23 protein-coding genes are annotated in these 21,011 nt (G+C 45.8%); all 23 read left to right on the top strand.

The genetic code is table 11. The features are described 5' to 3' along the window. The first annotated feature begins 2 nt into the window (after nucleotides 1-2). The 23 genes from fliF (at nucleotide 3) to ACQQ6X_RS17125 (ending at nucleotide 20,980) form a co-directional block, all read left to right on the top strand. Nucleotides 3-1,586, top strand: a complete 1,584-nt coding sequence (fliF, locus tag ACQQ6X_RS17235; RefSeq protein WP_305166323.1) for a flagellar basal-body MS-ring/collar protein FliF — start codon at nucleotides 3-5, stop codon at nucleotides 1,584-1,586. A gap of 11 nt (nucleotides 1,587-1,597) precedes the next feature. Next, nucleotides 1,598-2,614 (top strand): flagellar motor switch protein FliG, encoded by a 1,017-nt coding sequence (gene fliG / locus ACQQ6X_RS17230; protein WP_013370674.1) that lies wholly within the window; start codon nucleotides 1,598-1,600, stop codon nucleotides 2,612-2,614. Beyond that, nucleotides 2,607-3,443 carry a FliH/SctL family protein gene (locus tag ACQQ6X_RS17225; protein ID WP_063208948.1) on the top strand — a complete coding sequence of 279 codons (837 nt, stop codon included), beginning with the start codon at nucleotides 2,607-2,609 and terminating at the stop codon, nucleotides 3,441-3,443. The genes fliG and ACQQ6X_RS17225 overlap by 8 nt, the downstream gene beginning before the upstream one ends. Then, a complete protein-coding gene (gene fliI, locus ACQQ6X_RS17220) occupies nucleotides 3,430-4,749 on the top strand; it encodes a flagellar protein export ATPase FliI (RefSeq protein ID WP_149032766.1) in 1,320 nt (439 codons plus the stop codon). The genes ACQQ6X_RS17225 and fliI overlap by 14 nt, the downstream gene beginning before the upstream one ends. 10 nt (nucleotides 4,750-4,759) lie before the next feature. Next, complete coding sequence (gene fliJ, locus ACQQ6X_RS17215) at nucleotides 4,760-5,203, top strand: flagellar export protein FliJ (protein WP_063208944.1); 444 nt, start codon at nucleotides 4,760-4,762, stop codon at nucleotides 5,201-5,203. A gap of 47 nt (nucleotides 5,204-5,250) precedes the next feature. Then, entirely contained in the window at nucleotides 5,251-6,252 is a 1,002-nt protein-coding gene (locus ACQQ6X_RS17210; RefSeq protein WP_305166322.1) for a MotE family protein, read from the top strand. Nucleotides 6,253-6,279: 27 nt separating this feature from the next. Continuing rightward, nucleotides 6,280-7,734, top strand: a complete 1,455-nt coding sequence (locus ACQQ6X_RS17205) for a flagellar hook-length control protein FliK (protein ID WP_305166321.1) — start codon at nucleotides 6,280-6,282, stop codon at nucleotides 7,732-7,734. Between the two features lie 19 nt (nucleotides 7,735-7,753). Next, entirely contained in the window at nucleotides 7,754-8,296 is a 543-nt protein-coding gene (locus tag ACQQ6X_RS17200) for a flagellar hook capping FlgD N-terminal domain-containing protein (RefSeq protein ID WP_149032770.1), read from the top strand. Next, nucleotides 8,293-8,673 (top strand): TIGR02530 family flagellar biosynthesis protein, encoded by a 381-nt coding sequence (locus ACQQ6X_RS17195; protein WP_064798104.1) that lies wholly within the window; start codon nucleotides 8,293-8,295, stop codon nucleotides 8,671-8,673. The genes ACQQ6X_RS17200 and ACQQ6X_RS17195 overlap by 4 nt, the downstream gene beginning before the upstream one ends. Nucleotides 8,674-8,776: 103 nt before the next feature. Next, a complete protein-coding gene (gene flgG, locus ACQQ6X_RS17190; protein ID WP_305166320.1) occupies nucleotides 8,777-9,586 on the top strand; it encodes a flagellar basal body rod protein FlgG in 810 nt (269 codons plus the stop codon). 60 nt (nucleotides 9,587-9,646) lie between these two features. Then, nucleotides 9,647-9,871, top strand: a complete 225-nt coding sequence (locus ACQQ6X_RS17185; RefSeq protein WP_007430031.1) for a flagellar FlbD family protein — start codon at nucleotides 9,647-9,649, stop codon at nucleotides 9,869-9,871. After that, entirely contained in the window at nucleotides 9,868-10,341 is a 474-nt protein-coding gene (locus ACQQ6X_RS17180) for a flagellar basal body-associated FliL family protein (protein ID WP_013370684.1), read from the top strand. The genes ACQQ6X_RS17185 and ACQQ6X_RS17180 overlap by 4 nt, the downstream gene beginning before the upstream one ends. A 43-nt stretch (nucleotides 10,342-10,384) precedes the next feature. Beyond that, nucleotides 10,385-11,383 (top strand): flagellar motor switch protein FliM, encoded by a 999-nt coding sequence (gene fliM, locus ACQQ6X_RS17175; RefSeq protein ID WP_013370685.1) that lies wholly within the window; start codon nucleotides 10,385-10,387, stop codon nucleotides 11,381-11,383. Further along, nucleotides 11,373-12,686, top strand: coding sequence for a flagellar motor switch phosphatase FliY (fliY, locus tag ACQQ6X_RS17170; RefSeq protein ID WP_063208932.1), 1,314 nt, complete (start codon nucleotides 11,373-11,375; stop codon nucleotides 12,684-12,686). Before fliM ends, fliY begins: the two co-directional genes overlap by 11 nt. A 29-nt stretch (nucleotides 12,687-12,715) precedes the next feature. After that, nucleotides 12,716-13,081 carry a response regulator gene (locus tag ACQQ6X_RS17165; RefSeq protein WP_013370687.1) on the top strand — a complete coding sequence of 122 codons (366 nt, stop codon included), beginning with the start codon at nucleotides 12,716-12,718 and terminating at the stop codon, nucleotides 13,079-13,081. Nucleotides 13,082-13,093: 12 nt separating this feature from the next. Continuing rightward, the gene (locus ACQQ6X_RS17160) at nucleotides 13,094-13,630 is read left to right on the top strand and encodes a flagellar biosynthetic protein FliO (RefSeq protein ID WP_013370688.1); all 537 of its coding nucleotides are present in this window, start codon (nucleotides 13,094-13,096) and stop codon (nucleotides 13,628-13,630) included. Further along, the gene (gene fliP / locus ACQQ6X_RS17155) at nucleotides 13,627-14,382 is read left to right on the top strand and encodes a flagellar type III secretion system pore protein FliP (protein WP_063208929.1); all 756 of its coding nucleotides are present in this window, start codon (nucleotides 13,627-13,629) and stop codon (nucleotides 14,380-14,382) included. Before ACQQ6X_RS17160 ends, fliP begins: the two co-directional genes overlap by 4 nt. Before the next feature lie 37 nt (nucleotides 14,383-14,419). Then, nucleotides 14,420-14,689 (top strand): flagellar biosynthesis protein FliQ, encoded by a 270-nt coding sequence (gene fliQ, locus ACQQ6X_RS17150; protein ID WP_010346369.1) that lies wholly within the window; start codon nucleotides 14,420-14,422, stop codon nucleotides 14,687-14,689. A gap of 10 nt (nucleotides 14,690-14,699) precedes the next feature. Further along, a complete protein-coding gene (fliR, locus tag ACQQ6X_RS17145) occupies nucleotides 14,700-15,485 on the top strand; it encodes a flagellar biosynthetic protein FliR (protein WP_305166319.1) in 786 nt (261 codons plus the stop codon). Beyond that, nucleotides 15,485-16,597: a flagellar biosynthesis protein FlhB gene (gene flhB, locus ACQQ6X_RS17140; protein WP_064798101.1), complete on the top strand. Its 1,113-nt coding sequence runs from the start codon at nucleotides 15,485-15,487 to the stop codon at nucleotides 16,595-16,597. Before fliR ends, flhB begins: the two co-directional genes overlap by 1 nt. Nucleotides 16,598-16,620: 23 nt before the next feature. Continuing rightward, on the top strand, nucleotides 16,621-18,654 hold the full coding sequence (flhA, locus tag ACQQ6X_RS17135; RefSeq protein WP_305166318.1) for a flagellar biosynthesis protein FlhA: 2,034 nt from the start codon (nucleotides 16,621-16,623) through the stop codon (nucleotides 18,652-18,654). Continuing rightward, on the top strand, nucleotides 18,651-20,096 hold the full coding sequence (flhF, locus tag ACQQ6X_RS17130) for a flagellar biosynthesis protein FlhF (protein ID WP_305166317.1): 1,446 nt from the start codon (nucleotides 18,651-18,653) through the stop codon (nucleotides 20,094-20,096). The genes flhA and flhF overlap by 4 nt, the downstream gene beginning before the upstream one ends. Beyond that, nucleotides 20,093-20,980, top strand: a complete 888-nt coding sequence (locus ACQQ6X_RS17125) for a MinD/ParA family protein (RefSeq protein ID WP_305166316.1) — start codon at nucleotides 20,093-20,095, stop codon at nucleotides 20,978-20,980. The genes flhF and ACQQ6X_RS17125 overlap by 4 nt, the downstream gene beginning before the upstream one ends. Nucleotides 20,981-21,011 lie beyond the last annotated feature (31 nt).

Here is a 21,011-nt window from a genome sequence, read left to right as displayed (position 1 = left end):
GAGTGAACGAGAGAATCGCCCAATATCGGGATAAGATTTCCGGTTATTGGAATAATTTCAGCAAAAAACAGAAGATATTACTTGTTTCGACATTAGCATTCATCATAATCGCAATTGTAGTGCTAACGATGCAGTTTACCAAAACAGAGTATGAAGTGGCCTTCCGGGATTTAAATGCAAATGATGCTGCCGGAGTCATTAAATATCTCGATTCTGCGGGTATACCGTATCAGCTTAACGCTGGTGGAACACAAATTTCAGTCCCAACTGCAAACGCGGATAAGGCGAAAGTAGATGTTGGGTCTCAAGGCCTGATTCAGAAGGGGTCAATCGGCATGAGTGCCTTTGATCAGTCCTCATCGGCCATTGGCATGACGGAGAACGAGTTCAATGTGAAGTACAACAACGCATTGAACGGCGAAGTACAGCAACTGTTGGAACGGATGGATGGTGTCCAAAGCTCCAAAGTTGTCATTAATATGCCGAAGGAAAACATTTTTGCCGGACTTGAAGAAAAGGACAAAGCCTCTGCTTCGATTCAAATGGAATTCGAACCTGGTTTTACTCCCAATCAACAGGCAATCGACGGATATTTTAATCTGGTTAAAACGGCTGTACCGAACTTGCCAGTAGAAAACATTACGATCACCAATAAGGAATATGAGTTGATTCCAACGGCCAAGGGCGGCCAAGGTGGACTCACGAGTGATGTTCAGGAAAACATGGCTCTACAGAAGAAGTTTGAGAGCGATGTAAGGAACAATGTTCAACAATTTTTGTCGAAAATTGTTGGAGACGACAAGGTAAACGTGCTGGTTATGTCCCAACTGAATTTCGACAAAGTAACATCCAAGGAACAAATGGTCACGCCTGTTGACCAAACGAAAATGAAGGGTATTGAAATCAGTGCCCAACAAATTCAGGAAAGTTATACGGGTAGTAGTGGACAAACCGGAGGAGTTGCAGGGACAGGAACGCAGGATGTCCCGGGTTACCCTGGGGGAGCCAATTCCGGCAATACCAGCTCGGATAAGAGCTCAAGTACGATTAACTACGAAGTTAACCGCATTGCAAGGGATATAATCCAAAGTCCGTACACTGTAAAAGATTTAACCATTAATGTAGCAGTTGAACCACCAACAGGTCAGCAAACGTTGGATACTGCAACTCAGACAGCAATTCAAAATATTTTGGTTAATATTGTAAGAGCATCGCTGGCGAATTCCGGTACTACTTTTACAGACGCAGATTTGGCTAAAAAGGTTTCAGTATTCTCGCAAGTTGCTCCGGCGCCTACGAGTACCAATACATTCTTCTCAGCTTCCAACCCGTGGATGTGGGGCATCGGAGCTGCAGTTCTGGCACTGTTGGCGGGTGTAATCTTCTTCATCGTACGCAGTCGTCGTAAGCAGGAAGAAGAGTTGGATGAAGAATTGCAACTGATGCCAACGCCGACGGAATTCCCGTCCATTACGATGGAAAGTGTGACAAATGAAAGTCAAGTGCGTAAACAGCTTGAAAGTCTGGCGAAAAAGAAACCCGACGAATTCGTCAATCTGCTTCGTACATGGCTGGCTGACGAATAGAGGTGAGTTCATTGGCAAAGGCAAGCAGTCAAGGTTTAACGGGAAGACAGAAAGCAGCTATTCTTTTGATCACAATGGGGCCAGAAGTATCTGCTCAAATATTCAAGCATTTGCGTGATGAAGAGATCGAGCAACTTACATTGGAAATTGCTAATGTACGGAAGGTCGATGCCATTGAAAAAGACTCCATTATGGCCGAGTTTCATCAAATTTGTCTGGCTCAGGAGTACATTTCCCAAGGCGGTATTAATTACGCCAAAGAAATATTGGAAAAAGCGCTCGGATCGCAAAAAGCAGTTGAGGTCATTAACCGTTTGACAGCGACATTACAGGTGAGACCTTTCGATTTTGCTCGTAAGGCTGATCCGAACCAAATATTGAATTTTATACAGAATGAGAATCCGCAAACTATTGCTCTCGTGCTTTCATACTTGCAGTTTGAGCAAGCAGCGGCAATTCTATCGTCCCTGCCACAGGAAAAGCAGGCGGATGTGGCCCGGCGCGTTGCTGTCATGGACAGTACATCTCCGGAAGTCATCTCTCAAGTGGAACGAGTATTGGAGCAAAAGCTCTCGGCAACTGCGACGCAAGATTACACGAATGCAGGCGGTATCGAGTCTATCGTTCAGATTTTGAACGGTGTAGACCGTGGAACCGAGCGTACAATTCTCGACTCGCTTGAAATTCAAGATCCTGAACTGGCTGAGGAAATCAAGAAAAGAATGTTCGTATTCGAGGATATCGTCAATGTGGACAACCGGTCCATTCAACGCATTATCCGCGACATCGACAATGCAGACTTGCAATTGGCGCTTAAAGTGTCCAGTGAAGAAGTTCGCGATGTAATTTTCCGAAATATGTCGAAACGTATGGCAGAAACCTTCAAAGAGGAAATGGAGTACATGGGACCGGTGCGGCTGCGTGATGTGGAAGAAGCACAAACACGTATCGTATCAACGATCCGCAGATTGGAAGAGGCCGGTGAGATTATAATCGCACGCGGCGGAGGAGATGACATCATTGTCTAACTTGATTAAATCTTTCCAATATGTGCCTGTAGAGGCTTTGAAAACGATTGATGTGGCACATACGTATGTGCCAGAAACGACAGATGAAGAAATTTCAACCGAATATACGGAGCCAGAACCCAAGCGAGATTATGAGGCAGAACGGCTCCGAGATGAAATGCTGAATGATGCTAAGGACTTTGCCGAACGTCAGGTGCGCGAGGCGGCTGAAGAAGCGGAACGAATGCTTCAGGAAGCACAACAGCAGATTGAAGATTGGTGGCAGGAACGACGCGAGCATGACGATCAGTTGATTCAGTCGATAAAAGCAGATGGATTTCAACAAGGATATGAAGAAGGCCAGAAGCTGGCCGAAGCCGAGCTTCAGACGAAATCGGAGCAGATGATGGAAGAAGCACAAGATATTCTGCGTCAGGCCTATGAGATTAAGGAACAGCTGATTCAGGAAGCCGAGCCCTTTCTGGTTGAACTGAGCAGTGCAATTGCCGAGAAGGTTATTGAAAAACAGCTCAGTCTTGAGCCGGAATATACGATTGAGTTAATTCGAAAAAATTTGGCTCGTAAGCGAGAAAAAGGAATCATTACACTGTGTGTATCGCCTCAGCATTTCGCATTTGTGCAAGGTGCACGGGAAGAATTGTCATTATCTGTCGATTCGCAGGCAGAACTGCAAATTATTCCGGATGGTACCGTAAAAGATCGCGGTTGCGTCATCCGTTCTTCCTTTGGAAGCGTGGATGCGCGAATCGATACGCAATTAGCTGAGATTAAAAAAGAACTGCTTCGTCTAGCACATGAAAATGAGGAGCGAAGACATGAAGGGGCTTAATGCGCAGCGCTACATGGATCATTTGCGACAGCTGGACCCGGTTCGGGTGAATGGCAAGGTTACACAGGTTATCGGCTTGATGGTTGAATCGGAAGGTCCTGACGCCAGTATCGGGGATGTTTGTTATATTTATCCCGGCAAAGCGGCCAAGCCATTGCAGGCAGAGGTTGTTGGCTTCAGAGACAATAAAGTGCTTCTGATGCCACTTGGGGAACTACAATCCATTGGTCCTGGTTGTGATGTTGTAGGAACAGGGAAGCCGCTGAATGTACAGGTTGGATCGGAGCTGCTAGGCAAAGTGCTGGATGGTTTGGGTCAGCCTTTGGACGGTTCACTGATTCCCTCGCGAATGGCGAGATATTCAACTTTCAATATCCCGTCCAATCCGCTGAATCGTCCACGTGTGCAGGAACCCATTAGTATCGGAGTACGTGCAATTGACGGATTGCTTACGATTGGTAAAGGACAACGGGTTGGTATTTTTGCAGGTTCGGGTGTAGGTAAGAGTACTTTGATGGGTATGATTGCCCGTAATACGGAAGCAGATGTGAACGTAATTGCCTTAATCGGAGAACGTGGACGCGAGGTGCTGGACTTTATAGAACGGGATTTGGGTCCAGAGGGACTAGAACGCTCTGTAGTTATTGTGGCCACTTCCGACCAACCGGCGTTGATCCGCATTAAGGGCGCACTTATTGCAACGACGATAGCGGAATATTTCCGGGATCGCGGGTTGAATGTCATGCTGATGATGGATTCAGTTACCCGGTATGCGATGGCCCAGCGTGAAGTCGGTTTAGCGGTAGGGGAGCCGCCAGCAATGAGAGGATACACACCTTCAGTGTTTGCTAGTCTGCCTAAGCTTCTGGAACGTGCAGGAACAGGTCCTACTGGCTCCATAACCGCATTTTATACAGTGCTGGTTGATGGTGACGACATGAACGAGCCGATCGCGGATGCGGTGCGTGGGATATTGGATGGACACATTGTCTTGAACCGTGGGATTGCAAACAAAGGACATTTTCCTGCGATTGATGTGTTAGCAAGTATTAGTCGGGTCATGAAGGACATTGCACCAAGAGATCAGATAGAAGCGGCCGAAAATATTAAGCGCTTGATGGCCATTTACAAAGATTCAGAGGACCTCATTAATATTGGGGCTTATCAACAGGGCTCGAATGCAGAAATTGACGAATCTATGGAGCGCATACGGGATATATGGGATTTTACAAGACAAAGAACAGATGAAAAGGCCGAACTGGACGAAGTACGGGAACGTTTGATTTCTGAATTTACGAGGAGATGAAGGTTGAACGATGAGATTTCAGTATTCCTTTCAAAAAGTTGTAGACTTGAAAACGAACGAAAAGTCACAGGCTGAATGGATGCTTTCCAGTGCAGTTGGACAATTGCAGGCTGAGGAGCAGACATTAACACAGCTTATAGGCGAAAGGAATCGGGTCATATCAGCCATTCAAAAGGCTGCCGAAGATTGCGCGCCACTCTCTAGCATTCAGGAATTACAGGCTTATGTCAATCATCTGGACCAATGTATTACACGCAAGCATAGGGATGTTCAATATGCGCAGCAAAATGTGCAAAGCAAACAAACCGTTTTGACCGATAAAATGCTGGATGAACAAGTTTGGCTGAAAGCAAGAGAGAAGGCCAACGTGAAATTCCAACAGGAAATGCTCCTGCGCGAGCAGAATGAGCTGGATGAAATGGCTTCCGTGCGATTTGCCATGAAAGCCCGGTAAGCGGAACGTCATAGGATACGCATATCAGCTGCCTGAGGAGGAAGACGATGGCACAGAAGTTAGCAGATAATGAACTGGATATGGATTTAGAAAAAGAATCAGGCGGTGGATTTGAACGGTTTTTGTTTTTCCTGATTCCGATTGTTTTCACAATTGTTCTGGTCGGGGTCCTGCTTACATTGTTCAATATGGACTTCAGAAGTGAAATGATTTCGTTAGGGAGTAAAATTCCAGTTGTTAAAAATTGGATACCTGAACCAAAGGACAAAGCGACCCAAACAAAAGAGGCTGATCAGAAGGCACAGTCTGAAAGTTCTGAAGCAACCATTCAGCAGTTAAAAGCAGATTTGGCCAAGCAGACGGAAGAACTCAAAAAGGCGACTGCGGCTAAGACGACACAGGATAAGAAGGTTACTGAACTTCAGAATCAGGTTAACACGCTTCAAACGCAACAGGGACAACAGTCGCAGACGGGTCAACAGGGACAGGTCAGCCAGCAAGCGCAAGTAGGTATGCAAACTACAGATGGAACAACAAATGAAGATCCTTATGTAAAACAGACCAGAGAACTTGCCAGCATGTATGAAGGAATGACGGCAAGTAAAGCGGCACCGATCATGGAGAACCTGACTACGGAAGAGACTGTGCAGCTATTAAGCTACATGGACCCTGCGAACAGTGCGAAGATTTTGCAAAAGATGGATGCTAAAAAAGCAGCGGATATTACGATGGCTCTGAAAAACGTAACGCCATCTACGGATTTATCGGTAGCTGCGTTGCAGTCCCGTCTGAAAAAGGATCAAGGAACTACAGCCGGAACGACGGGTAAAAGTCTGCAAAGCACTCAAATCAGCAGTACATTTGCGTCGATGGACAAGAAAAGTGGTGCCGAACTTATTTTACAAACTTACAAAATCAGTCCGGATAAGGCATTACACATATTAAATACAGTAGATGATTCGACGCGTGCTTCTTTACTGCAATATATGTCTGCCAAGGATGCAGGCCAGACCGCGAAGATTTTGAATAAACTGATGGGCAATAAGTAGTTTGAATTGAAGGGAGGTGAAAAAAATATGACTCTGATTTCTCAAAGTGTATCTCTTAGCTCTAGTCAAACAGCTAGCGGTACGACAGCATCAACAGCGAGTGCAACCACGGCTGCTGGAGCAACCACGGGTGCCTTTAATCAAACACTGACACAAATGATGACAGGCGGGCAAACGGGCTCAGCAGGAACAGATTCAAATGGTTCTCCATTAGTTATGGTGCTACCACTTATTGCAAACGGAGAATCTGCGGAAGCTCCAACTGAGCCGCTGGTTGAAACATTGGCTCCTCTGCTGCAAAATCTCGAAAAGTTGGATGATCAGGTAGTGGCTGATCCTGCTCTGCTTGCAACTTTGCAATCGTGGATTCAGCAAGTGCAGCAGTTTTTGCAAGGCAGTGGAATAAATCAACAAGCAGACGGCGTGGAAACAACAGAGGCTACAGGCTTGACAGCCTTGGCAGCTAATCCTGCAACTCTTCGGTTTGCACTACAGGACGCTTTATCACAACTTGCAAATGTAGCAGAGCAGGCTTCGGGCGATCAAAAGTCTAAGGTGACACAGTTACTACAATCGCTTCAAAGCGCAACGGCTGGGACGGGGGCTATTCCCGATGAACAGTGGAATGGGGTAATGAAAGCTGTGGAACTTGCTGATCGTGGGGATTCACAAGCGGTTCAGCCTTCTGCACAACGGGCAAATGGTGCTCAGACATTAACTGCAACTCCTACAAATAAACAGGTTGCTCCTCAGCAGCAAGCAAGTCAAGGTGAAACGAATCAGCAAGGCGCAGAAGGACAACGTTCATCAACGAATCTTCTCGTTCAGTCCGCAGTTAAAACGACTGCAGCAGATGAAGCAGGTACATTCGTAGATGCAGCTGAGCAAGCGGATCCGGCGACAACTGATAATCAGACTCCGGTGATCACGACTGCAGGGCAGCTTTCAGTGCAAACACAAGGAACCACACCTTCGGCTCCAGCTCAACCCGTCGTACATGTAAGGCAATTTGCCAAGGAAATGACTGAGTTTGTGGTGCAGAAACTTGATATTGTAAAGCACACGGGTTTGACAGAAGCGACTATCATGCTTCGTCCAGATCATCTGGGCCAGCTGGAGGTTAAGCTGACAATGCAAAACGGACATTTGGTTGCACAGTTCATGACTGAGCACAGTGGGGCGAAGGACTTGCTGGAACAGCAAATGTCGCAGTTGCGTGCAAGCCTTCAAAACCAAGGCATCCAGGTAGATAAAGTAGAAGTAACACACAATGAGTCGCTATCCTCTCATATGTATCAGGATGGCCGCGGTTCTGGAGCTAATCAGCAGCAGCAATCTAACCAACGTTCAAAAGCTCGAGGCAGAGAAGAGAGCGAGGATGCTCTGAAGGTAGCTGAAATGACAGAAGAGCTTCGTAACTGGACAGCAGAACAACGTGCAGATGACATGAATCGGACAGGCTCCTTTACAGCACAAGCGTAATGATGGAGGTGAGAACACAATGACGACTACAGACAACAATGTATCCACCAGTAACGTCTGGCCGAATTACAATGTAAATAATGTTAAAACAGCAAGTGCCAAGGATACGAAAACGATGGGTAAAGATCAATTTCTAAAAATTTTGATCACTCAGCTACAAAATCAGGATCCCATGCAGCCTTTGGAGGATAAAGAATTTGTCGCCCAAATGGCACAGTTTTCCTCGGTGGAACAACTGATGAACATTTCTACGCAGTTGACTGCTTTGGGACAGTCTTTGGGTACAGCTTCCGGTTTGATCGGAAAAGAAGTCAGCTGGATTGAGCCAGGTAAAAAGGATCCTCTTACAGGTGAAGCAGGCGCAGGTACTGTAAAAAGTGGAATCGTAGATTCCATCGTTGTTCGCGACGGTGTGCAGTATGCCAAAATGGGGGCGGCTGAGGTGGCATTAAAAGATGTAACATCGGTAAGCCAGGCCAACACAACGGCTCCTGCTACAGAGACGTCAGGTACTTCAGATACTTCATCTTCTTCCTCCACTGGAAGCGGTGAGAATTCATGAATGACAGGATAACGGTCGGACGCCTTTTTCCTACCAACGTTCCTCCGGCAGCGGTCACTCAAAACCGAGTAAATTCGGTAACAAAGGATACCAAACCGTTCGGTCAGGTATTGCAGGAACAGGTGCTCAAGCTCAGCAATCATGCTGCCAAGCGGCTGGAACAGCGGGGAATAGAGTTAAAAAGTGACCAAATGGAAAAAATCAACTCTGCTGTGGATAAGGCTGCTGCCAAAGGTGCCAAAGAATCTTTGATTTTAATGCAAGATATGGCTTTGATTGTTAGTGTGCCTAATCGAACAGTTGTTACTGCGATGGACAAGCAGTCCATGGAGGATAACGTATTTACGCAGATAGATAGTGCTGTAATTATTTCATAAAAATATACGAAATGGCTGGCCCGAATTAGGAAAGCCATCATAAAAGCCGCGGATCGACTGATGCGGTCAACTAAGCAACCAATCAGAGGAGGATTTATACTCAATGTTGAGATCAATGTATTCAGGTGTATCGGGCATGAAGGGCTTTCAAACAAAGCTGGACGTTATCGGTAACAACATTGCAAACGTAAATACTACAGGCTTCAAGTCCAGCCGAGTGATGTTCAAGGATATTTTGAGCCAAACCAGCTCGGGCGCAAGTGCACCTGATGCTACGACAACCGCAGGTCAAAATGCCAAGCAAGTTGGTCTAGGGGTGTCCGTCAGCTCAATTGATACGATGCATCTTCCAGGTAGTGCAATGACTACGAACAATCCAACGGATTTACGGATTAACGGTGACGGCTTCTTCCTGGTGAAAATGAGTGATGCACAGGATGTCCCTTATCTGACTCGTGCGGGTGATTTCCACGTAGACGCTAACCGGAATCTGGTTACTTCCGATGGATTTTTCGTAACAGGTTTAGGTGGCGATCCAATCACACTTGCTGACAATGTGACATCGTTCTCCATTCAACAGAATGGCACAATTGTACAACAATTGGATGACGGAACAGTTGACAACGGCACGCAAATTGCATTAGCAAAAGTCACAAACCCAGAGGGATTGGAAAAAATCGGTGGAAGCTTGTACCGTACTACGGTCAACTCAAATATCGATGCAATTGAGCCAGGAGTAGCGAATGAAAATGGCCTTGGTGCTATCATCTCTGGTCAGCTGGAAATGTCCAACGTTGATCTGACTGGGGAATTTACCGAAATGATCGTAGCTCAGCGCGGATTCCAAGCGAACTCACGTATCATTACGACTTCGGATGAAGTGCTTCAGGAAGTTGTAAACTTGAAACGATAATCTCATTTAAACGCGGAGGAGTAGAGGCTCCTCCGCACCTATCAGGAGGTTGGTGTTACGATGATCCCGTTAACGCGGCTGAACGGCTCGCCTATGTGGCTTAATGCGCTGCTCATTGAGACTGTGGAGGAAACACCGGATACATACGTCACTTTGGTGACGGGGAAACGGTTGATTGTATTGGAAAAAGCGGCAGATGTCGTCTCCTTGATCAAGGATTACAGCCGTGAAATCGGCATCCATGCCGCCACGATAAAAGTGCAACAAATGGAGGAAGACGAATGAAGAAGATGCTGCCATGGCTCATTACAATTTTACTCGCGATTACTTTGATTGCAGGCGCGGCCTTTGTACTTATACCAGCGCTTAGCGGGAAGAAGTCGGAAGTCATACCAAATGCGCAAGCCGCTCAAGCAGAACAACTTCCAAGATTGTCAGCAGATGAATTGGTGGAAGTAAGCTCTGAAATTACCGGTATCAAAACAAATTTGGCAGATGCAGATTACATTGTGCAGATGAATCTTGCTTTTCAATTGAACGACGCCAAAGCAAAAGAAGCGTTTGAAAAAATCAAGGACATTAGTATTAAACCGATCGTTATTCAATTACTTGCAGACACCAAACCTGATGAGCTCAGAACGGCTAAAGGCCGGGATCAGTTCAGTGACAAGCTGACGGATCTCATCAACAAGTCGCTCCCTGAAGGTCACCTGGGGAACGCCAAAATTACAGACTTTTTGCTGGCAGCCATTTGATTCCAGGTGATTTTGTCAGGAACACGTAAGGGGGTGAATAACATTGGTGGATGTACTGTCACAAGGGGAAATTGATGCCCTTTTAGCAGCTCTCTCGTCCGGTGAAATGGATGCGGAAGAACTCAAAAAGGAAGAGACCCAAAAGAAAGTTCGCGCTTATGATTTTAAAAGAGCGCTTAGGTTTTCCAAGGACCATATACGAAGTCTGACACGGATACACGAGAACTTTGCACGGTATCTGACCACTTATTTTTCAGCACAACTTCGTACTTTTGTCCAGATTAATGTCGTTCAGGTGGAGCAGCTTCCATATGATGAATTCATTCGCTCCATTCCGAAAATGACCATACTAAACATTTTTGAAGCTGAACCACTGGAAGGCCGAATGGTGCTTGAGGTTCACCCGAATGTAGCTTATGCCATGCTGGACAGGCTTCTCGGAGGAACAGGTTCGGCACCAACCAAGGTTACCGCATTGACCGAAATCGAGACGACGATCATGGAGCGAATTTTCAGCCGTACCTTTGATAGCCTGCAAGAGGCTTGGAAAACGGTACTGGACATTGAACCACGCCTAGAGGCTATGGAAACGAATCCGCAGTTCATGCAGATTGTTTCGCCGAATGAGACGATTGCTCTGATTTCGCTTAGCACCAAAATTGGTGATACCACAGGGATGATTAACCTCTGTATCCCGCACGTGGTATTGGAACCTATTATGGCCAGACTGTCCACGCACCAGTGGTTTACATCCGAAAAGAAATCAAGGGCGCCTGAAGAGATCGACGCCTTGAGATTACGGGTCACCAAAGCAGAGCTCCCTATTATTGCGGAGTTGGGTGAATCCCGGATAAATGTAGCCGAGTTTTTGGGCCTTTCGGTAGGAGATGTCATTTCATTGAACAAGCCTGTCAAAGAAGGACTATCCATCCGGGTAGGCGAGAAATTGAAGTTTATGGGAAGTCCCGGCATGGTAAGAGATCGTGTTGCCGTACAAATTGATGAAATTGTCAACGAAGGAGTTGAAGAAATTGACGAGTAAAGACTATTTGTCCCAGGAGGAAATTGATGCCTTGCTGAAACAGTCTGAAGCGGGGACGGATTCTACTCCCGCAGGCAAGACCGTTGACGATTTTCTGACTTCTCTAGAGCAGGATGCTCTCGGGGAAATCGGTAATATAACGTTCGGCAGCGCAGCTACGGCTCTTTCCACACTGCTCGGTCAAAAGGTGGATATTACGACACCTAAGGTTTCAATTATTACACGTTCTGAATTTGAAACTGCATTTCCAAAGCCGCATGTAGCCGTACATGTGAATTATGTCGATGGATTTGAAGGCATTAACTCGCTCGTAATTAAAAAGCGTGATGCGCAGGTTATAGCAGATTTAATGCTTGGCGGTGGAGGAAACCCGGCAGATGAAGAATTGAATGAAATTCACATCAGTGCTGTGCAGGAAGCGATGAACCAGATGATGGGATCATCTGCGACCTCCATGTCTACTATGTTTAATCGTTTTGTTAATATCTCACCACCAGGGATAGATATATTGGACCCTCTGCACGGCGATGGAGTATCCAGCCTGCCAGATGAAGAGACGTTGATTACCGTATCCTTCCGGTTATTGATTGGAGATTTGATTGACTCCACGTTGATGCAACTGTTACCTGTTAATTTCGCCAAAAAGATGGTGAGCATCTTAATGAATGGCGGAGAGGATGATGAGCAACCGCAAGCGTCCGCACAGCAGGCAGCTGCAACGGCTGCTCCCGAAGCGCCGAAACAAGCTAGCACTCCGCAGCCGCCGTCTGCACCAGCCTACCAACAGCCGCCTGCAGCCGCGCAGGCGCCGCAAGATGCAGGCTATGGACAACAACCGCCAATGTATCCTCAAGACCCGGGATACGGGCAGCAGGGCGCTCCAGGGTATGGAACGCCGGGTTATGGAATGCCAGCAGGTGTACCGCCGCAAGCGCCTTATGGAACGCCTCATCATTACGGAGCCGTACCGCCGGGACGTAATGTAAATGTGCAGCCTGTGCAATTCTCTAACTTGCAGTCCGGTGGATTTCCGCAGGTGGATGAAAACAATTTAAATTTATTGATGGACATTCCCCTTAGAGTCACCGTAGAATTAGGAAGGACCCAAAAGCAAATTAAAGATATTCTGGAGCTCTCACAAGGTTCAATTATTGAATTGGACAAGCTTGCCGGGGAGCCGGTAGACATTATGGTTAACAACAAACTGATTGCCAAGGGCGAGGTTGTCGTAATTGACGAGAACTTTGGCGTGCGTGTAACGGATATTGTAAGCCAATGGGACCGAATTCAAAAAATACAATAAAAGGATAATTTAGGGAGGATTTATTTCAGATGGCAAACCGTATTTTGATCGTGGACGATGCTGCATTTATGAGAATGATGATTCGGGACATCCTGTCCAAAAATGGATTTGAAGTAGTAGGAGAGGCCCAGGATGGATCACAGGCCATTGAAAAATTCAAGGAGCTTCGTCCGGACCTGATTACGATGGATATCACGATGCCTGAAATGGACGGCATTGCCGCTCTGAAGGAAATCAAACAAATTGACCCGAATGCCAAGGTTATCATGTGTTCCGCGATGGGTCAGCAAGCTATGGTTATTGATGCCATTCAAGCTGGAGCAAAAGATTTTATCGTTAAGCCATTCCAATCGGATCGGGTTATCGAAGCCATCAACAAAACACTGGGTGTGTAAGGCGCATTCAGTATGGATACACAACAGGGTGCCTCTGACGCTTTGAGTACATCCAGCAATATAGGAAACATTGCCTGGGTCCTTTTCGTGCTAATCTTTATCATCGTACTGATCGTGTACTTGATACGGTTTTTGAGTAAAAGAAATCAGAGCTGGTTCAGCAACCGCTCCGTTCGCATACTGGGAGGCGTGGGGCTTGGCCCCAATAAATCCCTTCAGCTTGTTGAAGTTGGTAGCAGTGTGTACCTCATTGGTGTGGGAGAAGATATCCGGCTTGTTGACAAAGTGTCCGATCCTGAAGAAGTGGAGCAAATTTTGGCCGCACTGGAGCAGGAAGCTTCCCTGCAGCGCGGCCCGATTGCCCCGCTATTCGCTAAAATTGCGGATAAGCTTCGCCGGAACAACGCGGCACAGCAGCAGCAACCTGAAGAGGAGACGTCTTTTCATGAGATGTTTGAATCCAAGCTTCGGCAGATGCCGAACCGCAAGGACAAACTTGAAAAGCTGCGCAATGAGGAGAATACTACAGATCGGTCGGGAGATTCATGAGAAAAAAGATTATACTAGCATGTTTGCTGCTTGTCTTGTTCAGCTTCATTTCGGTGACGGCGGCCTCTGCGGAACCGATTCCGAACATTGATATTCAAGTCGGCAATTCGGACAAAGGACAGCCCGGTGCCACCTCGCTGTCTATTATTTTACTTATTACTGTCATTAGTGTAGCGCCCGCATTGCTGGTACTGATGACAAGTTTTACGCGTATCGTGATTGTGCTTGGCTTTGTGCGAACTTCACTGGGAACTCAGCAGATGCCGCCCAATCAGGTGCTTGTTGGACTGGCCTTGTTTCTCACCTTATTTATTATGGCACCGACCTTCTCAGCTATGAACGAAACTGCGCTCCAGCCGTATCTCAAGGGGGATATAACACAGTCTCAGGCACTGGATAAGGCATCGGTACCAATGAAGACTTTTATGTTCTCTCATACACGTGAGAAGGATCTACTACTTTTTATGAAATACACCAAGATGGAAAAGCCAAAGAATTATCAAGATATTCCCTTAACGGTGATGGTTCCGGCTTATGCAATCAGTGAGTTGAAAACGGCATTTCAGATGGGCTTTATGGTTTTCATACCCTTTTTAGTTATAGACATAGTAGTGTCCAGTACACTTATGGCTATGGGGATGATGATGCTACCGCCGGTAATGATTTCGCTTCCTTTCAAAATACTGCTTTTTGTACTTGTAGACGGTTGGTATTTGGTCGTCAAATCATTACTTCTAAGTTTTAATACATGAATACTTTCTGCAAGGACAGCAATCAAGGAGGACGGCAATGACTTCGGAGTTTATTATTTCCCTGGCTGGGCAAGCGGTGTACACTGTACTCAAGGTGAGTGCTCCGATGCTGATTTTGGGACTAGTCGTGGGTTTGATCATCAGTATTTTTCAAGCGACAACTCAGATTCAGGAGCAGACACTAGCCTTTGTTCCGAAGATTGTCGCCGTATTGCTGGCATTGCTTTTGTTTGGGCCCTGGATATTGACCACATTAGTAGACTTTACGTATAACATTCTGGACAATTTGTACAAATATATAGGTTAGGCTGAAAGTTATGAACATATTGTTGCAGAGTTTTCCTGTTTTTTTGTTGATTTTTTGTCGGATTACCTCGTTTTTTGTAGTAGCGCCTATTTTTTCAACCCGAGGGGTACCTAATATCTTTAAGGTCGGAATTTCAGGTTTTCTGGCTTTGGTCGTGTACCTTACTTATGGTACGCATCAACAGGTGCCGACAGATGAAGCGTATGTGCTGTTAGTAGGCCGTGAGGTGCTGATTGGGTTGTTGCTAGGGTTTACTGCATATCTGTTCATGACAGCGATCCAAACCGCAGGTTCATTTATTGACCTACAGGTGGGGTTCGGAATGGCCAGTGTATTTGATCCGATGACAGGGGCCTCAACGCCTCTAACGGGTAATTTCAAATTCGCTATAGCTGTTTTGTTCTTTTTGAGCATCAACGGGCACCATCATCTGCTAAATGCTATCTTATACAGTTATGATTGGATACCACTGACAAATGATTTTTTTATAAAGCTGTATGGTGGCAGTGTAACTGAATTCCTGGTACGTTCCTTTGCGGAATCTTTTATGCTGGCCTTTCAAATTGCTGCTCCTATTGTAGTAGCTACCTTTTTAACGGATGTGGGACTTGGATTTTTAGCTAAAACAGCACCGCAATTTAATATTTTTGTCATTGGTGTGCCGCTTAAAATTATTGTGGGATTGTTCATGTTAATGCTTCTCATGCCAGGTTTTGCTTTTATATTCGAAAGATTGTTTTCTGTGATGTTCGAATCCATGCGCAACTTGTTGGATATTATGGGTAATCGTCCTTAATGTCTGGTCTGGAGGAACGTAGTTTGTCATTTAAATATGCTATGAACCTGCAGTTGTTCTCAGGGGAAAAAACGGAAAAAGCTACACCCAAAAAGAAACAGGATGCAAGACAAAAAGGGCAGGTTGCCAAGAGCATGGAGTTGCCCGCTGCTGGTGTCCTGCTGGTTACGTTTTTTTGCCTCATGATTTTCGGCGGGTATTTTAAGGATCATGCGGTCCGCTTGTTTCGGGATATTTTCATGAATCGCCTTTCTATGGAAGTAACACCGAACACAACGCTACTGATGATGGGTGAATATGGCGTGCAAATCTTGATTATGCTGGCTCCCATTTTTGTTGGTGCCATTGTCATTGGGATCGCAGCGAATTACATGCAAATCGGTTTTTTATTAACCGGTGAGGGCATTACACCCAAGTTTAGCAAGATTGACCCGATTAAAGGCTTTAAAAACATTTTTTCCATGAGGTCATTGGTTGAATTCCTAAAATCTGTTTTAAAAATGACCGTAATTGGTTATCTGGTGTACAGCGTACTTTGGAAAACAAAGGCCGACCTCCCCAAACTAGCTGAGATGTCCGGCGATCAGATGTTGAGTTTTACAGCTTCATTAACAATGGAACTAGGGCTCAAAATTGGTGTGGTGCTGTTCATTTTAGCGATATTGGATTATATGTATCAACGTTTTGAGCACGAGAAAAATCTGAAAATGTCCAAACAGGACATTAAGGATGAGTACAAAAAAATGGAGGGTGACCCGCTGATCAAAGGGAAAATCCGCGAGCGCCAGCGCCGTATGGCTATGCAGCGCATGATGCAGGAGGTTCCTAATGCAGATGTCATCATCACCAACCCTACGCACTTTGCTGTGGCTTTGAAATATGATGGTTCGGAGATGGAAGCGCCGCAGATTATTGCAAAAGGACAAGACTATGTCGCGCTCCGAATTAAGGAAATTGCCAAGCAAAACGGCGTTATTACGATGGAAAACAAGCCGCTGGCGCGGGCGCTGTTTCAAAGAGCCGAAATCGGGGATGCGATACCAGCTGATCTTTTTCAGGCCGTTGCCGAAGTGCTGGCGTATGTATATAAATTAAAAGGTAAAGTGAAATAAAGGGATCGGAGGCCAAGAGACCCGTGAAAATAAAAGAAATAACCGTCCTTGCAGGCGTCATCGGTATCGTTCTTATGATGATTCTCCCGATCCCTTCATGGCTGCTGGATGTTCTACTCGTCATTAATATTTCTATTGCTTTAATGATTTTGCTCGTATCAATGAACACGAAGGAAGCTTTGCAATTCTCTATCTTTCCTTCATTACTGCTCATTACAACGTTATTTCGTTTGGCGCTCAACATATCTACGACCAAACTTATTTTAGGTGAAGGCCATGCCGGCGAAGTAGTTGCCACGTTTGGTAGCTGGATTGCAGGCGGTCAAATTGCCGTCGGCTTTGTTGTCTTTCTCATTCTAGTGGTCGTACAGTTCATTGTGATCACCAAGGGATCTGAGCGGGTAGCTGAGGTGGGCGCCCGGTTTACATTGGATGCGATGCCAGGTAAACAAATGAGTATTGATGCTGATTTGAATGCAGGTCTGATTAATGAGCAGCAAGCCCGTGAGCGACGCAGTAAAATCGAACGAGAAGCGGATTTTTACGGAGCTATGGATGGTGCGAGTAAATTCGTTAAAGGTGATGCGATTGCCAGTATTATCATTTTGGTCATTAACCTGGTGGGCGGATTTATTATTGGTATGGCCGTTCAGGGAAAAGGATTTCAAGAAGCACTGTCTACGTATTCTGTTCTCACGATCGGTGATGGATTGGTCAGCCAGATTCCTGCGTTGCTCATATCCACGGCGTCAGGTTTGATTGTTACGCGGGCTACGTCGGATGGCAACTTGGCAGAGGATTTAACCGGACAGCTCTTTTCTTATCCAAAATTGATATACATTGTAGCTGCCACCATTGCATTATTGGGCCTTTTCACGCCTATTCATATTATTACAACTCTTCCACTGGCAATTCTATTGTTTTTCGCAGCCCGAAGAATGCAGGGCAATATGGAACGCAAGCAAATAGCTGAAGAGCAGTTGGAGGAGGAGCAACAAATCGAAGAGGTGCGCAGTCCGGAAAGTGTTATTAATTTGCTTCAAGTAGATCCGATTGAATTTGAGTTTGGGTACGGTTTGATTCCGTTAGCGGATACACAGCAAGGCGGTGATCTATTGGATCGGATCATTATGATTCGCCGTCAATGTGCTTTGGAGCTCGGGTTGGTTGTGCCAGTCATTCGTATTCGGGACAACATTCAGCTCAAGCCAAACGAATATGTAATTAAAATTAAAGGCAATACGGTAGGCGGCGGAGAGCTGTTGTTGAATCATTATCTGGCTATGAGTCCGGGATACGACGACGATTCTATTACAGGGATTGAAACGACAGAACCTGCCTTCGGCTTGCCTGCGCTCTGGATAGACGAGAACACCAAGGATGTTGCTGAACTGTCAGGTTATACGGTAGTTGACCCACCTTCAGTTGTAGCTACTCATCTAACAGAGACGATTAAGAAACATGCCCATGAGTTGCTTGGCAGACAGGAAACACGGTCACTGGTTGATAATCTCAAGGAGAATTATCCAGTGCTGGTGGACGACCTTATTCCTTCTGTACTGGCGATTGGCGATGTACAAAAAGTGCTGGCCAAGCTGTTGAAAGAAAAAATTTCTATTCGCGATATGGTGACTATATTCGAGACACTGGCTGACTATGGTACTTATACAAAAGATCCAGACGTGCTGACAGAATATGTTCGTCAAGCGTTATCACGCCAGATTACGCAGCAATTTGCACAGCAAGGAGAAACGTTGCGTGTTATTACCGTGGGACCAGGATTGGAGAAGAAAATTGCTGAGAGCGTGCAGCAGTCGGAGCAAGGCAGCTATTTGGCTCTTGATCCGGTGTCAACGCAAACGGTGTATCAAAAAATGATGGAACAAATCAACCGTCTTATTCAATCTGGACAACAGCCTATTGTGTTAACGTCACCGACAATACGTATGTATTTGCGGCAAGTGATGGAGCGGACGATGCAGGATGTCCCGGTGCTGTCGTACAGTGAGCTGGAGCCGAACGTTGAAATTCAAAGTGTCGGGGTGGTGAACTTATGAGAGTGAAACGATATGTAGTGGATACCATGCCAGAGGCCATGCTGCAAATCAGGGGTGACTTAGGAACAGATGCCGTCATTTTGAGTACAAAGGAAGTAAAGGTCGGCGGTTTTATGGGGATGTTTAGTAAAAAGAAAATTGAAGTGGTTGCTGCAGTTGAGGAGCAGCAACCACCAAAGCCTCGGCGGGCTGAACGATCGTCACAGCAGCTTGCCCAAGCTGCTTTTCCTCTAATGGACGTCCCTGAGCAACCGGAAAAGTCATTAGTCCCTGTAGTCCCAAGACAGGTAGCTCCAGAAGCCTATCGACGGGTTACACAACAGATAACTGGCAATTCCAAAGAAGGACAAGCTGAATTAACGGTTAATACAGAACAAGCTGCATCAGGGACTGAGCCTTTGTCGCTTAAGCCTGCTAATAACCTGGAGACTACATCTCAGACACTTGATCACGAAGTAGTGACTTCGAACATGAAATCATCCAGTGAACTTTATAAACGGCCAACCGAAGCAAGTGTTCCAGACAAGAGCGGAGCAGAGGAAAATCAGGCATTACTTAATGAATTGCGGGAAATGAAGGCGATGATGACTCGATTTTCCAGAAACGCTTCAATGGAAAGTACTTGGCCGGAGGCGCTGCAAGAGATTTGTGAGCATGTGTTGGAACAGGAAGTAGAACGTGATTTACTGGAATATTGGATCGAACAGGTATATGTGCGTCGAAGTGAGCACCCTCTTGCGCCTGAAACTTTTGATTGGGAACAAGCCTTTCGCGAGGAAGTCACCGGTTTTATACAGACAAGACTGGATAAAGGGATCTCCCAAGATACCAAAATTGTGTATGTTGCAGGTCCGACCGGGGTGGGAAAAACGACAACCATTGCTAAATTGGCAGCGGAACAATTGTTCAAGCACCATCGCAAAGTTGGATTTATTACTTCAGACACGTACCGGATTTCAGCCGTCGAGCAACTGCGTACATATGCTACGATTTTGAATGTACCGCTTGAAGTTGTGCAATCTCCCGGCGACGTCCAAAGAGCTATTCAACGCTTGGAGCATTGTGACTTGATCCTCATGGATACTGCGGGGCGGAATTATCGTAATGAACTGCTTGTATCAGAACTGCAAAGTCTGCTTTCACCTGTTAATGAAAGTGAGACGTATCTGGTACTCAGCCTGACATCCAAAAGCAGAGATATGCTCAATATAACTGGACATTTTAGTAAGTTTGGTCTTAGTAAGGTTGTATTTACCAAGATGGATGAGACAGGCAGTTGTGGCGGGATGTTTAATCTTTTGCACCAGTTTCCGATGCAGCTGGCCTATATTACCAATGGGCAAAATGTTCCTGACGACCTGCTTCATCCCGATGCAGAAATGGTGACGAGTATGCTGCTTGGAGCCAAAGGATCGCCGGGAGTTAATGGAGATTCCATATGAGTGATCAAGCCCAATCACTTAGACAAATGGCTTCATCCTTGGATAAGTATCGATTGCCTCCACGTAATCGTCACGCAAAAATTATAACGATTACCAGTGGCAAAGGCGGGGTAGGCAAATCTAATTTTACGCTGAACTTTGCTTTGGCCCTGCAATCTCTTGGCCGAAAGGTACTTGTGTTTGATGCAGATATCGGTATGGCCAATATTGATGTATTGATGGGGGCCCATTCCCAATACAATCTTCTTCACCTATTAAAACGTGAAAAGTCAATTGATGAGATTATTCAAATGGGTATAGGTGGTTTGCCTTATATTGCCGGAGGATCAGGCTTGAGCGAACTGTTTGCGTTATCGGATGAGAATCTGAATTATTTTGCCGAAGAAGTAGAAAAAATGGCAGCAGACATGGATTATATTCTTTTTGATACAGGTGCAGGTTTATCCAAGGAAAACCTTAAGTTCATCACTTCAGCTGACGAATGTATGGTAGTAACCACCCCAGAACCGACGTCCTTAACAGATGCATATGCACTAATTAAAGTCGTCAACGGGTTGCAGAAGGATACGGTATTCAAAATTATAGTCAATCGTGCCGATAACGATAATGAGGCCCGTCAAGTTGCCGATAAAATCGCACTTGTTGCGAAACGATTTTTGGAGATCGAAATCCCGCTGCTTGGACATATCAGTGATGATACTCATGTCATGCAGGCAGTCAAAAGACAAGTACCTTTTATGGTTGCTTTTCCGGGATGTGCGGCTTCAAGAGATGTACTAAATCTGGCACACCGTTTTGCAGCAACGCCACAGGTTCCACAATCAGGTGCACTGAGTGGAATTAAAGGATTTATGCAAAAATGGTTGCGGCGTTCTATGCATTGATTTTTGATGAGAGGAAACAGGGGTGTTAAAC

Origin of the sequence: Paenibacillus ottowii (genome assembly GCF_050516475.1) — a bacterium.
GTDB classification, from domain to species: domain Bacteria; phylum Bacillota; class Bacilli; order Paenibacillales; family Paenibacillaceae; genus Paenibacillus; species Paenibacillus ottowii.
This window is presented reverse-complemented; position numbering and strand designations above follow the sequence as displayed.

Excerpts from the sequence above, each read along its gene's own strand:
- ACQQ6X_RS17125 (WP_305166316.1), top strand. The coding sequence starts at position 20,093 with ATGAGTGATCAAGCCCAATCACTTAGACAAATGGCTTCATCCTTGGAT.
- flhB (WP_064798101.1), top strand. The coding sequence starts at position 15,485 with ATGTCTGGTCTGGAGGAACGTAGTTTGTCATTTAAATATGCTATGAAC.
- flgG (WP_305166320.1), top strand. The coding sequence starts at position 8,777 with ATGTTGAGATCAATGTATTCAGGTGTATCGGGCATGAAGGGCTTTCAA.
- ACQQ6X_RS17180 (WP_013370684.1), top strand. The coding sequence starts at position 9,868 with ATGAAGAAGATGCTGCCATGGCTCATTACAATTTTACTCGCGATTACT.
- ACQQ6X_RS17185 (WP_007430031.1), top strand. The coding sequence starts at position 9,647 with ATGATCCCGTTAACGCGGCTGAACGGCTCGCCTATGTGGCTTAATGCG.
- fliI (WP_149032766.1), top strand. The coding sequence starts at position 3,430 with ATGAAGGGGCTTAATGCGCAGCGCTACATGGATCATTTGCGACAGCTG.
- fliP (WP_063208929.1), top strand. The coding sequence starts at position 13,627 with ATGAGAAAAAAGATTATACTAGCATGTTTGCTGCTTGTCTTGTTCAGC.
- ACQQ6X_RS17205 (WP_305166321.1), top strand. The coding sequence starts at position 6,280 with ATGACTCTGATTTCTCAAAGTGTATCTCTTAGCTCTAGTCAAACAGCT.
- ACQQ6X_RS17210 (WP_305166322.1), top strand. The coding sequence starts at position 5,251 with ATGGCACAGAAGTTAGCAGATAATGAACTGGATATGGATTTAGAAAAA.
- fliJ (WP_063208944.1), top strand. The coding sequence starts at position 4,760 with ATGAGATTTCAGTATTCCTTTCAAAAAGTTGTAGACTTGAAAACGAAC.
- ACQQ6X_RS17165 (WP_013370687.1), top strand. The coding sequence starts at position 12,716 with ATGGCAAACCGTATTTTGATCGTGGACGATGCTGCATTTATGAGAATG.
- fliQ (WP_010346369.1), top strand. The coding sequence starts at position 14,420 with ATGACTTCGGAGTTTATTATTTCCCTGGCTGGGCAAGCGGTGTACACT.
- ACQQ6X_RS17200 (WP_149032770.1), top strand. The coding sequence starts at position 7,754 with ATGACGACTACAGACAACAATGTATCCACCAGTAACGTCTGGCCGAAT.
- ACQQ6X_RS17195 (WP_064798104.1), top strand. The coding sequence starts at position 8,293 with ATGAATGACAGGATAACGGTCGGACGCCTTTTTCCTACCAACGTTCCT.
- fliR (WP_305166319.1), top strand. The coding sequence starts at position 14,700 with ATGAACATATTGTTGCAGAGTTTTCCTGTTTTTTTGTTGATTTTTTGT.
- flhF (WP_305166317.1), top strand. The coding sequence starts at position 18,651 with ATGAGAGTGAAACGATATGTAGTGGATACCATGCCAGAGGCCATGCTG.
- ACQQ6X_RS17160 (WP_013370688.1), top strand. The coding sequence starts at position 13,094 with ATGGATACACAACAGGGTGCCTCTGACGCTTTGAGTACATCCAGCAAT.